The 12,548-nt window shown below is 58.4% G+C and carries 14 protein-coding genes and 1 tRNA gene; 12 read left to right on the top strand and 3 right to left on the bottom strand.

Translation table 11 applies throughout. The features are described 5' to 3' along the window. Positions 1–49 precede the first annotated feature (49 nt). A complete protein-coding gene (locus ACR9Y2_RS25875) occupies positions 50–637 on the bottom strand; it encodes an SAM-dependent methyltransferase (RefSeq protein WP_435044613.1) in 588 nt (195 codons plus the stop codon). 103 nt (positions 638–740) lie between these two features. On the opposite strand from ACR9Y2_RS25875, the gene ACR9Y2_RS25870 reads away from it, so the two are divergent. From ACR9Y2_RS25870 to ACR9Y2_RS25815, 12 genes are all read left to right on the top strand, one after another. Continuing rightward, positions 741–817: transfer RNA gene (locus tag ACR9Y2_RS25870), tRNA-Val, on the top strand. Positions 818–1,376: 559 nt separating this feature from the next. Further along, a complete protein-coding gene (locus ACR9Y2_RS25865; protein ID WP_435044612.1) occupies positions 1,377–1,793 on the top strand; it encodes a hypothetical protein in 417 nt (138 codons plus the stop codon). A 10-nt stretch (positions 1,794–1,803) separates the two neighbouring features. Further along, the gene (locus ACR9Y2_RS25860) at positions 1,804–2,247 is read left to right on the top strand and encodes a DsrE family protein (RefSeq protein ID WP_435044611.1); all 444 of its coding nucleotides are present in this window, start codon (positions 1,804–1,806) and stop codon (positions 2,245–2,247) included. Between the two features lie 319 nt (positions 2,248–2,566). Further along, positions 2,567–3,514, top strand: a complete 948-nt coding sequence (gene coxB, locus ACR9Y2_RS25855; protein WP_435044609.1) for a cytochrome c oxidase subunit II — start codon at positions 2,567–2,569, stop codon at positions 3,512–3,514. Continuing rightward, the gene (gene ctaD / locus ACR9Y2_RS25850) at positions 3,514–5,178 is read left to right on the top strand and encodes a cytochrome c oxidase subunit I (RefSeq protein ID WP_435044608.1); all 1,665 of its coding nucleotides are present in this window, start codon (positions 3,514–3,516) and stop codon (positions 5,176–5,178) included. The genes coxB and ctaD overlap by 1 nt, the downstream gene beginning before the upstream one ends. 3 nt (positions 5,179–5,181) lie before the next feature. Continuing rightward, entirely contained in the window at positions 5,182–5,778 is a 597-nt protein-coding gene (locus ACR9Y2_RS25845) for a cytochrome c oxidase subunit 3 (protein ID WP_435044606.1), read from the top strand. 10 nt (positions 5,779–5,788) lie between these two features. After that, the gene (locus ACR9Y2_RS25840) at positions 5,789–6,613 is read left to right on the top strand and encodes a hypothetical protein (RefSeq protein ID WP_435044605.1); all 825 of its coding nucleotides are present in this window, start codon (positions 5,789–5,791) and stop codon (positions 6,611–6,613) included. Then, positions 6,610–7,302, top strand: a complete 693-nt coding sequence (locus ACR9Y2_RS25835) for a c-type cytochrome (RefSeq protein WP_435044603.1) — start codon at positions 6,610–6,612, stop codon at positions 7,300–7,302. Before ACR9Y2_RS25840 ends, ACR9Y2_RS25835 begins: the two co-directional genes overlap by 4 nt. 29 nt (positions 7,303–7,331) lie before the next feature. Next, complete coding sequence (locus tag ACR9Y2_RS25830; protein WP_435044602.1) at positions 7,332–7,853, top strand: ubiquinol-cytochrome c reductase iron-sulfur subunit; 522 nt, start codon at positions 7,332–7,334, stop codon at positions 7,851–7,853. Next, entirely contained in the window at positions 7,844–9,301 is a 1,458-nt protein-coding gene (locus ACR9Y2_RS25825; RefSeq protein WP_435044601.1) for a cytochrome b N-terminal domain-containing protein, read from the top strand. The genes ACR9Y2_RS25830 and ACR9Y2_RS25825 overlap by 10 nt, the downstream gene beginning before the upstream one ends. Further along, the gene (locus tag ACR9Y2_RS25820) at positions 9,298–9,924 is read left to right on the top strand and encodes a cytochrome c oxidase assembly protein (RefSeq protein WP_435044600.1); all 627 of its coding nucleotides are present in this window, start codon (positions 9,298–9,300) and stop codon (positions 9,922–9,924) included. The genes ACR9Y2_RS25825 and ACR9Y2_RS25820 overlap by 4 nt, the downstream gene beginning before the upstream one ends. Before the next feature lie 2 nt (positions 9,925–9,926). Beyond that, positions 9,927–10,679 (top strand): UbiA family prenyltransferase, encoded by a 753-nt coding sequence (locus ACR9Y2_RS25815; protein ID WP_435044599.1) that lies wholly within the window; start codon positions 9,927–9,929, stop codon positions 10,677–10,679. Between the two features lie 529 nt (positions 10,680–11,208). Here the strand turns inward: ACR9Y2_RS25815 and ACR9Y2_RS25810 are convergent. Both ACR9Y2_RS25810 and ACR9Y2_RS25805 read right to left on the bottom strand, forming a co-directional pair. After that, the gene (locus ACR9Y2_RS25810; protein ID WP_435044598.1) at positions 11,209–11,484 is read right to left on the bottom strand and encodes a hypothetical protein; all 276 of its coding nucleotides are present in this window, start codon (positions 11,482–11,484) and stop codon (positions 11,209–11,211) included. Between the two features lie 281 nt (positions 11,485–11,765). Next, positions 11,766–12,368 carry a response regulator gene (locus ACR9Y2_RS25805; protein WP_435044597.1) on the bottom strand — a complete coding sequence of 201 codons (603 nt, stop codon included), beginning with the start codon at positions 12,366–12,368 and terminating at the stop codon, positions 11,766–11,768. Positions 12,369–12,548 lie beyond the last annotated feature (180 nt).

Below are 12,548 nucleotides of genomic sequence, written 5' to 3'. Positions count from 1 at the left end.
CGTCAAATGCAGTATACGCGGGATCGCGCGGCTGGGTCATGCCTGACGGTCAGTGGACGGCGACACCGGCTTCGGGCTTGTTGGCGAATTCCGCTTTGGCCTTGTCGGTGACGGTCCAGAGATAGAGGATCCGGCCATCGGCGTCGACCTGTTTATCTGGTTTCCACTCGCCCATGTCGAAGCTGTGGGAGACAATGCGGGCGCCGGGTTTCAACTGCTGCAGGAGGCGGGGGCGCAGTTTCACGTTCACTTCCGGCAGCAGGTACAGTGTGACCAGGGAGGCGTTGCTCACGTCGGACTCGAAGAGGTTCTGCTCCATAAACTTCACCTTGTCGGTGACTCCGGCTTTACGGGCGTTTTCGTTGGCTTCGGCGATCCGCTTGGGATTCAGGTCGATGCCGGTGCCGGTAGCCGAGAATTTTTCAGCGGCGGTGACGACGATGCGGCCGTCGCCGCAGCCGAGGTCGAAGACGACGTCGCCGGGTTGGACATTGCCGAGTTTCAGCATGGCTTCGACAATGTGTTGAGGAGTTGGCACATAGGGGACGTCACCGCTCTCGCCGTAAGTCTGCGCGTGGAGGGCAAGCGGCGCCGACAGAGTGATGAAGAGGGCCGGAGCCCATCGTAAGATCCTCATGGGCGAGAGCTTATCATGGGCAGGGATTTTGTCCAAGGGCGGATTCTCTCCCCCTGTGGACAAGCGGGGTGGGTGCTGTTGTACACTGAAGTTTCACGCCTTAGGGCGCGTAGCTCAGTTGGTTAGAGCGCCTGCTTCACACGCAGGAGGTCGCAGGTTCGAGTCCTGCCGCGCCCACCATTCCCACGATTGATTCCTAAGAACTTGCCTGGTTCCCTGCCCTCGCGTGGTCTCTCTCCCGTCTGAAACTGCGCCAGGACTGTGCCAGGACCTTTCCTGATCCCGCTGGCGCTTGCTTCGGATCAGCGGCTTCGAGCGGTTCTCCGGGAACAAGTCCTCCACTCCGAGAATCGTAGGTGCTCCACTTTCCGGACGAGATTGAGGATACTGTTGCCCCTGGCTTGTTCAGTCAGAGGATCCACGATCAGATAAATATCAACCGAGCTGACGTCTGGCAAACGTGCAGGCTCATCCCGACGGTTATGGATGCCGCGGGATCCTACCAGTGAGGTTCCTGGGAGCTTACATGGACTGCAGCGGCATGTTGAGCGAGCTAACAGAGGCCCTCCAAATGTCCACCTGCCGACACACATGACTGACTGGTTCGTCAAAAGCCCTGAACAACCCGCCGGCGAACGTCGCGCGGTGTTGAAATCACTCGGCTAAGAGGCCTGAAGCCACGCGCGGGATTGGCCGCATTCTTGCATTCCTAGTGGCATGCCTGGAAGCGGAGGACGCTATGAACGCTCGTAGTAAGATCACCTCGCGCGGGGCACTCCTCGCCACTGCGGGCCCATCTGCCGGTGCGGCGGTGATCGCACCCCGTTCTCTCCATGCACAGAACGATGGCAGCCGAATCGTTCAGACAATGCTCTCCGCGGCAGTGAATGCCAGGATCAATATTCTATCGATCCGCCGCAATATAAGTGTTCTTGATGGCTCCGGCGGGAACATCGTTGTGTTGACCGGGAAAGACGGCAAAGTGCTCATAGATGCCGGCTACACCGTCTCGAAGCCGGGCATCGCGGCCGCGCCCGCCGATGCGATCCCAACAAACGTGGTCGCCGCGAAGCCGACGGCCGAATACGACTCCCGGTGGGGACAGTTTCTGATCACGCCCCGGTTCTTTACCACACTCGTATTCCAAGGAGTTTAGGAATCCTCGCATGACAAACACCAACAAAGCACTGCAAATAGATATACCAATCAAGCTGGAGCAACTGAAGATCGCGTTCAGTATTGCCAGCCTCGCCTTTGAGGGTGACCTGCCGGCCTGCATCTTTCATCTTCAACTCATCTCGAATGACATACGTGATTGGAACAGCGGCGCGGAAGTCGTGGCGGTCTTTCACACGAACGCCGGCCACGTGACACTGAATGACGTCTCCTACAATGATGAACGGATGATCGCGACCGGCAACCCGTACAAGGGCCTGATTGCCGATTTGATGGGCCGCGGCGTCCGGGTCGAACTGTGTGGCGCGACGGCGGCCGTACACGGTTGGGGAAACGCAGATTTGCTTCCAGGCATCAAGGGCAATACCGACGCAATGGCCAGGATGTCCCAACTGGCGCAACAGGGGTTCGTGCAAATGGCTGAGTGGGATTGAAATAGGGATCGCCAGGCATCACGGACCAGGCTTCCCCCTGCTATGTGCCGGTCGCCGACTCACCGGCACTGCGCCGATAGGCTCCCTGAGAACGCCGTTCTGACGCAATCTGCCTTCAGGGAACCACGCTGTCGGCGTCGAGAAATTCACGGATCAGACTCGCGGGAATCGACGAACGGCAGGTTGCAGTCTTCGACAAGTGGACTCGCCATGAGGCAATGACATGCGGTCGGCGTTGGCCGAGCACGCGGCGGTTCGTTGGAGCAAGCCACAGAAATGAGGCCAGTACGTTTACTGAAAGAAGGAATCAGCTGTCCCAATGAGCCCAACGAATATATTCGCTCCGGCGTCCACTCCCGCTGAATCAATCTTCGGCCTGTCAATGTTTGTGGTGCTGACATGCGCGGCGATCTTCATTGTGGTTTCCGCTCTGCTCACCTACGCAATTGTTAAGTTCAGAAACAAACGCTCCGACAACCACACCGAACCCGCACAGATCTACGGAAGCACCCAGGTCGAGCTGATTTGGACGATCATTCCGGTGCTCATTGTCGTCGCGCTCTTTCTGGCAGCCGCACGGGTGATTGCGTCGGTTCAGAATGCTCCCCGCCCGCCCGCAGCGATGGAAGTGCTTGTCACCGGTCACCAGTACTGGTGGGAATTTCGCTATCCCAAATTGAACATAGTGACGGCCAATGAGCTTCACGTTCCGGTGAGCAACCCTGCGCATCCGTCACCCACATTCCTAACGCTGCTCTCGGCCGACACCAACCACAGTTTCTGGGTGCCGCGTCTGGCGGGCAAGGCCGACCTGATTCCGAATCACCCTAACAGCTTATGGTTCGACCCGCCCGCGCCGGGCCTCTACCTTGGACAGTGCGCTCAGTATTGCGGAACCCAGCACGCCAAAATGCTGTTGCGTGTCTACGTCCAAACGCCGGAGGAGTTCGATCGCTGGGTGCGTCAGCAACAGCAATTGCCACCGGCCACGCCGGCATCGGCTGGACAGCGCGTCTTCGAATCCACTGCGTGTGTCAACTGCCATACCGTGTCGGGCACGCAGGCAAAAGGCACCTTTGGCCCGGACCTGACGCACCTCATGAGCCGCGACACTATAGCCTCCGGTGCCGCGCCCAACAATCATGACCAACTGCGGCTTTGGATCAGGAATCCCGATGCCATCAAGCCGGGGTCGAAGATGCCGGCGATGGGGTTAAGCGACCAAGATATCGAGAGCGTGGCTGCCTACCTGGAGACTCTGCGCTGATGTCCACCACAGGAATATCCGAGCTTCCGGCGTCCAGCCCTTTGACACTGCGCCTCCACGAGTGGGTGACGACCGTTGACCATAAACGCATCGGGCTGCTTTATATCTTCTTCGCCATGGTGTTTCTGATCATAGGCGGTATCGAAGCAACCATCATGCGGTTGCAACTGATCCGCCCGAACAATGATCTCGTTTCGCCGCAGGTCTTCAATCAAATGTTCACTATGCACGGCACGACCATGATCTTTTTTGTGGCTATGCCCCTGGTGTTCGGGTTTGCGAACTATCTTGTGCCTCTGATGATTGGCGCGCGAGACATGGCGTTCCCCCGCCTCAATGCGTTCAGCTTCTGGATGACCGCCCTGGGCGGACTGTTGCTCTACTTCAGCTTTCTTGGCGGGAACGGTCTTTACGGGGGCGGAGGCGCTCCTGACGTGGGTTGGTTCGCTTACGCTCCGCTCACGGCCAAGACCTTTTCCGTGGGGCACAGCACGGACTATTGGACCCTCTCGCTACTGGTTTCCGGCATCGGGAGCGTAGGCACGGCGGTCAACCTGATCGCGACGATTCTATGTATGCGCTGTCCGGGTATGACCCTGGGCCGGATGCCGCTTCTTGCCTGGCTGAACCTGACGATGGCTGGCCTGGTGATTCTGGCGATCAGCCCGCTCACCGCCGCCCAACTCATGTTGTTGATCGACCGATATCTGGGAGGGCATTTCTTCGATACACAGGCCGGCGGCTCGGCTGTTATTTGGATGCACTTCTTCTGGGTCTTCGGACATCCCGAAGTCTACGTACTAGTAATTCCCGCTTTCGCATTCGCTTCCGAGATCATCCCCGTGTTCTCGCGAAAGGCCATCTTCGGTTATCCGGTAATGGTGATGGCGACCGTTGCAATTGGATTTATCAGCATGAGCGTTTGGGCTCACCACATGTTTACGGTTGGAATGACTTCGGGAGCGAACACATTCTTTGTGCTTTCGACGATGGCCATTGCAGTACCGACCGGAATTAAGATCTTCAACTGGCTAGCCACCATGTGGGGAGGCAAGATCTGCTTTGCCACGCCGATGCTGTTTTGCGTTGCCTTCCTGTTCCAGTTTCTGATCGCGGGACTGACGGGCGTCACCCTTGCCGTTGCACCGTTCGACTGGCAACTCAGTGGCTCCTATTACCTTGTGGCACACTTTCACTACGTTATCGTGGGGGCAATCCTATTCGCGGCATTCGCCGCCTTCTATTATTGGTTCCCGAAGGCTTCCGGGAAATTGTACAGCGAACCGCTCGGAAAACTGCACTTCTGGCTGTTTCTGATTGGTTTTCATCTCACCTTCGATTTCATGCACATCCCGGGGCTCTTGGGGATGCCACGCCGGATTTACACCTATGAACCCGGCCGCGGCTGGGACATCTGGAATCTGATCGTGACTATAGGTGTTTTCTTCCAAGCAGCTGGAATCCTGGTATTTGGGGCCAACTTGATCCTGTCTTACTTCCGCGGCAAGACAGCCGGACACGATCCCTGGGACGCGTGGACGCTGGAGTGGTCGACCACTTCGCCACCCCCGGCGTATAACTTCGCCGTCATTCCGACGGTACGCAGCCGGCGGCCGCTGTGGGATCTGAAGCACCCGGAAGATCCGGATTGGAGGTACGAGTAGGCGATGAGCGCATTGCCTGAAGGTCTCAATGGCCCGTATGCCGGCTGGCGGCTTCCGTCGCGCGGACGCGTAGGAATGTATTGCCTAATCGGCGCCGAGACAGCCATCTTCACCATCTTTGTCGTGGCTTATCTTTTCTACATCGGCAAAAGCGTTACCGGTCCGAAGCCCAGAGATGTTCTTCATGCACCGATCTTCTTTTCGGTTTGCCTGCTCGCGAGCAGTCTCACCGTCCACGCGGCCGTGCGCGGGTTGATTGCTGGAAATATGGCGGCGTTTGCGCGGGGCTGGCTACTCACGATTATTCTGGGGGGCGCATTCCTGTATGGAACTGCGCGCGAGTGGGCCTACCTTATGTTGCAAGAAGGACTGACGGTGAGCACAAACCTTTTTGGTACGACTTATTACTCGCTGGTTGGTCTTCATGCCTTTCACGTGACCATGGGGTTGCTGGGTCTGATTACCGTAGCGCTGTTTTACTTCACTGCGCGCTTGCGCCGAGAGCACGCGGAACGCCTGGAGATTTTGTCGATGTATTGGCACTTCGTGGATGCTGCCTGGGTGGTTGTGTTCCTGGTCGTGTACGTCATTGGAGTTTAGAGGAGGAGCAATGGACAGCGAAAGCAAGGTAGGAATGCCTGCCCCAACGGCCTGGCCAATAGTCCTGGCTTTTGGATTGACGCTGGTAGCCGCAAGCCTTGTCACGGCGGCTTCGGTGGGCATACTGGGTGCTGTTCTGGCGTTGGCAGGCGGGGTTGGCTGGTTCCGCCAGGTTCTACCGGTCGAAGCGCACGAATGGACGTCGTTTGTTCCTGAAGAGATCGTCATTGAGACGTCACGGAAAACCGTGGAATGCGTCCTGGGCGCAGGCTCGCACGCCTGGCTGCCGATCGCAGTCCATCCGGTTTCTGCTGGAGTCAAAGGCGGTGTTGCCGGCGGTGTGGTGATGGCACTACTGGCCGCTGCCTACGGGCTAGTGAGCGGCAACGGTATCTGGTATGCGATGAACCTTCTGGTAGGGGGATTGTTTCCCGCGATCTCGACGCAACCCTCCACAGAACTCGGTACTTTCCACATCTATCGTCTCCTGGCTGCCCTCCCAATCCACCTGCTGATCTCGCTTCTCGTCGGGCTGCTTTACGGAACAATGCTGCCAATGCTCCCACGTCACCCAGTTCTGCTGGGCGGTTTCGTGGCGCCATTGCTGTGGTCCGGCTTGATCGCCGGCGGTCTGACAATCATCAACCCTGTAATGAAGCAGCACATCCACTGGGAGTGGTTTGTAGCATCGCAAATTGGGTTTGGACTCGTAGCAGGTATTGTGGTCTCGGCACACGAGCGAATTCCCACCCGGCAGAACGCCCCGCTGGTCGTCCGTATGGGTATCGAAGCTTCCGGTCTCTTGCCGGAACAGCAGGAGGACCTGCGGCGGTGAAGTATCGCAAGCTGGCTCTCACCGCCATCTTCGGCCTCGCATCCTGCAGGATGCCCGGCCGGCCGGCACCGGAAGCACGCGCCATTCGCCCGAGTGAAGTTACTGATTTCGGGGTGCTCTATGCCCAGAACTGCTCTGGATGCCACGGGGTGAAGGGAGAGGGAGGATTGACCGTTGGAATAGGTAGTCCCATTTACCTCGCCATCGCCGACGACGCTACCATCCGGCGCGTCGTGGAGGCGGGCAGACCGGGAACCGCGATGCCGGCGTTCGCCCGGGAGGCGGGCGGGTTTCTAACCGCCGCGCAGATCGAGATCCTCGTGCATGGAATTCGAACTCATTGGGGGAGGGTTGGCGTGTTCGGAAAAGACAGGCCTCCGGCTTATGCATCCTCTGAGCCGGGCGACCCAGCGCGGGGCCACAGTGTATTCAAGGCCAACTGTGCTGCCTGCCATGGTCCCGATGGCCGCGGGGCACGGACCATAGCCGACAATTCGTTTCTTGCGCTGGTGAGCGATCAGCACCTGCGCACGGTCGTCATCACGGGAATGCCGCACCTGGGCATGCCCGACTGGCGAACCCACGCCCAGCCGCTCTCCGACACCGACGTTACTGACCTTGTCGGCTGGCTCGTCACACAGCGGACGCCGCTGTCATCGCAATTGAAACGTGCAGGAGGTTCTGAATGACTGTACCCACCGGCCTTTCCAGGCGGGAGATGTTCCTGAAAATTGCGATGGTGTTCAACGGTCTGGTTGCCGCGCTGCTGGCCGTACCGGTGGTCGGCTACCTGCTTGCTCCCGTCACTCGAAGACGGAAAGCGGGCTATGAAAGCTGGGTTTCGTTGGGCTCGATCAATCAGTTCCCTTCGGGCGAGACTCGCTTGGCGACGTACCACAATCCGGTGACCCATACCGGGGATGTAGAAACCGCCGAGATCCCGTGCTGGGTGCGTCACACTGATGGCGACCATTTCCAGGTATTCGCGATCAATTGCGCGCACCTGGGCTGCCCCGTGCGCTGGTTCCCGCAGTCCGGCCTGTTCATGTGTCCCTGCCACGGTGGAGTGTATTATGCCGACGGCGCACGCGCGTCCGGGCCTCCGGTGCGCGGTTTGTTCCAATACCCTTTCAAGATCCTTGACGGCAACCTGCAAATTCAGGCAGGCGAGATGCCCACGCCCGGTCTTTCGGCCGACATTCGTCAGAAGCCCTGCAGCAGGAGTCAGCAATGCGCCTGATGCAAAAACTTGGCGGCTGGCTCGATCAGCGGCTTCAGCTCGGAGCGCCTATCCGCGCAACCATGGAGCACCCGATCCCGCGGGATACGGCAAGCTGGTTCTACGTCTTCGGCAGCGCTGCACTGACAGTCTTCGGGCTGCAACTCGTGACAGGAGTACTTCTGGCACTGATTTATGTGCCCTCGGCGAGTGAAGCCTGGGATAGTTTGCAGATCCTGAACCACCAGGTAACCCTCGGGTGGTTCATTCGGGCCCTGCACGGCTGGGGATCGAATTTCATGCTGGCCATTGTGCTGCTTCACATGGTCCAGGTCTTTCTTTTTGGAGCATTTAAGTATCCCAGAGAACTGACTTGGATCCTTGGCATTTTCCTGCTGCTCCTGACTCTCGGGATGGCCTTCACCGGGCAGGTGCTGCGATTCGACGAAGATGCGTACTGGGGCCTGGGAATCGGAGCTTCGATTGTCAGCCGCGTGCCGGTGCTGGGACCGGCGCTGGTGACGCTAGTCTTGGGCGGTCCGATTATTGCCGGCCCAACGCTCTCCCGCTTCTTTGCACTGCATGTCTTTGTCGTACCCGGAATGCTAACGCTGTTCGTGGCGGTGCATGTATTGCTCGTGCTCAAGTTGGGCATCAATGAGTGGCCTATGCCCGGACGCCTGGTGCGGCGGTCCGACTACCTGGAGAAGTACCACGTCCTGACGCGGACGGACGGAGTGCCATTTGTGCCGTACGGCGTGTGGAAGGACGCGGCTTTCTCCGGATTCATTCTACTTTGCATCGCCACCTGTGCCTTGTATTTCGGTCCCTTCGGCCCATCTGGTCAGCCCGATCCCCGGGTAATACAAGCGACCCCACGCCCCGATTTCTTCTTCTTGTGGCTGTATGCGCTTCTATCCCTGCTACCGCCAGCGCTCGAAACCCCGGCTCTGCTGATCGGACCTGTGTTCGTTTTGATCGGCCTACTGGCGCTGCCGTTTTTCTCGGGGGAGGGTGAGAAGAGTTGGAAGCGCCGCCCCATCGCGGTTCTGACGATTCTATTGGTGGCTGTGACGTTGGGTACGTTCACCAATCTGGCAAGCCATGCGCCGTGGAGTCCGGCAATGGATGCGGGGACCGGGACGCCGATCCCCATGCGGTTTCTGAGCGGGCGGACGCCCGTACAAATACAGGGGGCGCTCGTCTTCAAATCGAAACAGTGCCACAACTGCCACGCGATCGGCGGGGGCGGCGGCAAGCGAGGGCCGGCTCTGGATGCGGTCGCCGTCCGCCTGACGGAGGACCAACTCGTGCGCCAGGTGCTGCAAGGCGGCGGAAACATGCCAGCATACAGAAATAACTTGAACCCGGCTGAGACCACCGCCTTGGTGGCGTTCCTCAAGGCACTCCATCCCGCGGGCCAGGCTCCGGCTCAGGACGCATCCCGTAACGCTGGAGTGCAGCCGTGAAACACCTCTCGAGCGCGCTGGGGGCCGGCGTGTTATGGATCGCGATTGCGTCGCCCCTGTCCCATCTCGACCATCACCTCTTGACCGCACACATGGTGCAGCATCTTTTAATCATGTTGGTGGCCGGGCCGTTGATTCTGCTCGGAGCGCGCTCGATCGTCGTTCGATGGCACCCTCATCCGGTCTTTTGCTGGCTCGCAGGAACGCTAACCGTGATCGTCTGGCATGTTCCCGCTGTCTTTGAGATGGCGCTGCGGTCGCATTGGTGGCATACGTTCGAGCAGGTCACCTTTTTCGTTGCAGGAATTCTCTTTTGGTGGCCGGTAATTCAGCTGTGGCTCAGCGTAGCAAACTCGATCCGCTGGTTGGTTCCGGTGTATCTGTTGATCGCCACGTTGCCCTGCGACGCTCTATCCGCATTCCTGGCGTTTTGTGGCTACGTCGTGTACAGGCCTTACTTGCACGGAGGCGGACACTTCGGACTGGAGCCTCTCGAAGACCAGGTGCTGGCAGCAGCGCTGATGTGGGTTGCCGTCACGTTTGCCTACTTGATCCCGGCGCTTGTTGTGACGGGTAAGCTCCTATCCGGCGAACGAAAAGTCGCGGTCCAGACGGGTGTTTAGCGATGGACGGATCCTCTGCTTCAGCACCCGAGTTTGAAGTGCACGCGCGTCCGTCTCCATTCGGCTTGGTACTGGCCGCTGTTGTCGACCTATTGGCTCTGACAAAGCCGGAAGTCAACGTTCTGATCGTAATTGCGACGTTCGCCGGCTTCTACCTCGGTTGTCCAAATAATCACCCTTTTCCTGCCGCACGACTGCTGGGCGCTTTGTCAGGCACACTGTTGGTAGCCAGCGGCACGGGGGCTCTGAACCAATATCTTGAACGCGGCTTCGATGCGCAGATGCGGCGAACGTGGAAGCGTCCCCTTGCTGCCCGCAGGCTGAGCCCTTGGACGGCCCTCGGCTTTGGGATCACGCTTTCAGTCTCTGGCACAGCCTGCCTTTTCGTCACCGTGAACGCACTGACCAGCATGCTCGCCGTAATTACATTGGTGAGTCGTCAGGAATTGGCGAACAGCGTTGGCGCCGTCAACCTCAAAGCGATCGGTTGCACTGCTGAATCGTTTAAGGAGTCCGAAGTCGTGAAACGCCGAACAGATAAAGAGCAGTTGCATATCGAAGGGCTTGCCGTTGTGTCGGCTAATTTCCCTGGCCCAAAAGAAGACACGGTGAGAATGGTTAAACAACAGAGGTGTACTGAGTTCTCGAAGCAGGCCCGTCGCCTCGCGGGTCATTTGAGTATCAGGAACGCCGGCTTCTACTTTCTGAAATCTGGCGGCCGGAATAGGGACGGTCCGAAGTCAGCGGGTTGTTGAAGGCTTTGGACCTCTCCTGTACTTCCTGTTGCAACTGTAAGTCCGGTTACGGTAGCCATCCAACCAGTGGGGCTCCTCAGGAAAGCTCGTCGTTTCACTGATTCCCATCTCCCTTCGGTACTCATTCAAGCGCGTGCATTTTTGAATCTGCGCCGCTTCGGAGTGGTTTGCTCAGCACTCGGTCCGCTGAGTCACCGGGAACCACCCAACCTCTGCTATACATGCACATCTGCTTCCATGGCGCCTTGGAGCCATCCGGAGCGAGGTGGCCCTTTAAAGCCAAACCCATCGTGGGACCAACGCAGTCCATCAGCGCGCGACTCGCTACGAGGAGCAGACGCCGTGTCGAACAGTTGGCGAGCACCGTGATGGCCGTGTCCGCCAAATGCAGCAGGCAGAGCAACTGTTGTGGATTTCTTCGGGGCTTGGGTAGTCAACACCAGAATGCCCTCATCCAAGGAGGCCGAAACCTGGATCATCCTGAATCGGAGCGGCTAGGCCGAACTGCCTTGGAACATCGACGCGCTGGTCACCATTTGGACTTTCGCCCACTGCGCTCGATTTCGACACGGCGCCACCCAAATAACCGCCGGTCGGCGGAATAGTAACCAGGCCCAACCAGCACCAAAACCAGCGATAGACCGCCAGCCGTGGCGGACAGACCTTCGGTCGGCAGCGCCAGCCAAACGAACGAAACGAGCAGGAGCGCGCACGCAAGAATGCCCGATAGCGCCGTCGCGAAGCCCACAATCATCATGATGCCTAGCAGCAGAAACAGAGTTCCGACCAGGTGCGGAAGTGTCAAGACCCGCGCCGCTTCTTCCGCGGAATCGTAAAACAGCCTGTACCCGGTCCATCCTAACGCTAAGGCGGCAATCACCCGTAGCAGGAAAAGACCTACACCCGCCGCGCCGGACGGAAAGCTCCGAAAAGGATGGATCGGAATAGTTCTACGACCTTCCCGGACCTTGCTTTCTACTCGATCACTGTACCCATGATCGGCAGATTTCGAATCCGAGGCTATTGCCAGATCGTGTTGATTTGGGCCTACCTGAAAGTGTGGGGTGTTCACCGGCGCCAGCGAGGTTAGGTGCGAATGAAGCCGCGACGCACTGCGACCATGACCGCGTGGGTTCGGTCGTTGACTGCCAATTTTTGCATCACGTTCCGCATGTGCATTTTCACTGTATCTTCGCTAATTGATAGACGCCCGCCGATCTCTTTGTTGCGCAGGCCTTCGGCAACGAGTTGAAGTACCTCCAGCTCTCGTACCGTCAGTGTCGGTGCGTCCATATAAGCAACGATTTCCTCGGCTACATTTGCCGGGATGTGCCGTTGGCCAGCGTGAACGGCCTTGATTACCTGGCGCAGTTCTTTGCGGACTACCCCTTTAATCAGGTATGCCTGGGCTCCTGCTTCGAGGGCGCGCCTCATGTCAATATCGCCTTCAGCGGAAGTGAGGACAACAAATCGCGCGTGCGGGTAGGATTCCCGGATCTCGGTGATGACTTCGACTCCGTCGCGGTCCGGTAGCCTTAAGTCGATCACCGTCACGTCGGGTTTGCATCTATGGAAAGCGTCGATTGCCTGTTGAGCATTCTCCGCTTCCGCGATAAGCTTCAGTTCGGGATCACCCTCGATGATGGAGACAATCCCCTCTCGTACGATCGGATGATCATCGATGCACAAAACCGAGATTTGTCGGTTCCCAGACACGTCTGACTCTAGCGTATCATTCGGTCGGTGCTGTGATCAGACCGCTTGCGTTGAACTTCAACAGGAGGGGCAAACTTGAGATTGCGGACATCCGTAGTTTCAATCGAGCCTAATCCCGCCTGTCTGTCTCGTCGTTGGCCAAGGGCGTTGCTG

This window comes from Paludibaculum fermentans, from assembly GCF_051172195.1.
GTDB classification, from domain to species: domain Bacteria; phylum Acidobacteriota; class Terriglobia; order Bryobacterales; family Bryobacteraceae; genus Paludibaculum; species Paludibaculum fermentans_A.
The sequence above is the reverse complement of the archived record's forward strand: the minus strand, read 5'-3'. Positions and strand labels throughout refer to the sequence as shown.

What these genes read in the sequence shown, in the direction of transcription:
- ctaD (WP_435044608.1), top strand. Translation starts at nt 3,514, where the DNA reads ATGTCCACCACAGGAATATCCGAGCTTCCGGCGTCCAGCCCTTTGACA.
- ACR9Y2_RS25865 (WP_435044612.1), top strand. Translation starts at nt 1,377, where the DNA reads ATGAACGCTCGTAGTAAGATCACCTCGCGCGGGGCACTCCTCGCCACT.
- ACR9Y2_RS25860 (WP_435044611.1), top strand. Translation starts at nt 1,804, where the DNA reads ATGACAAACACCAACAAAGCACTGCAAATAGATATACCAATCAAGCTG.
- coxB (WP_435044609.1), top strand. Translation starts at nt 2,567, where the DNA reads ATGAGCCCAACGAATATATTCGCTCCGGCGTCCACTCCCGCTGAATCA.
- ACR9Y2_RS25845 (WP_435044606.1), top strand. Translation starts at nt 5,182, where the DNA reads ATGAGCGCATTGCCTGAAGGTCTCAATGGCCCGTATGCCGGCTGGCGG.
- ACR9Y2_RS25840 (WP_435044605.1), top strand. Translation starts at nt 5,789, where the DNA reads ATGGACAGCGAAAGCAAGGTAGGAATGCCTGCCCCAACGGCCTGGCCA.
- ACR9Y2_RS25815 (WP_435044599.1), top strand. Translation starts at nt 9,927, where the DNA reads ATGGACGGATCCTCTGCTTCAGCACCCGAGTTTGAAGTGCACGCGCGT.
- ACR9Y2_RS25875 (WP_435044613.1), bottom strand. Translation starts at nt 637, where the DNA reads ATGAGGATCTTACGATGGGCTCCGGCCCTCTTCATCACTCTGTCGGCG.
- ACR9Y2_RS25830 (WP_435044602.1), top strand. Translation starts at nt 7,332, where the DNA reads ATGTTCCTGAAAATTGCGATGGTGTTCAACGGTCTGGTTGCCGCGCTG.
- ACR9Y2_RS25825 (WP_435044601.1), top strand. Translation starts at nt 7,844, where the DNA reads ATGCGCCTGATGCAAAAACTTGGCGGCTGGCTCGATCAGCGGCTTCAG.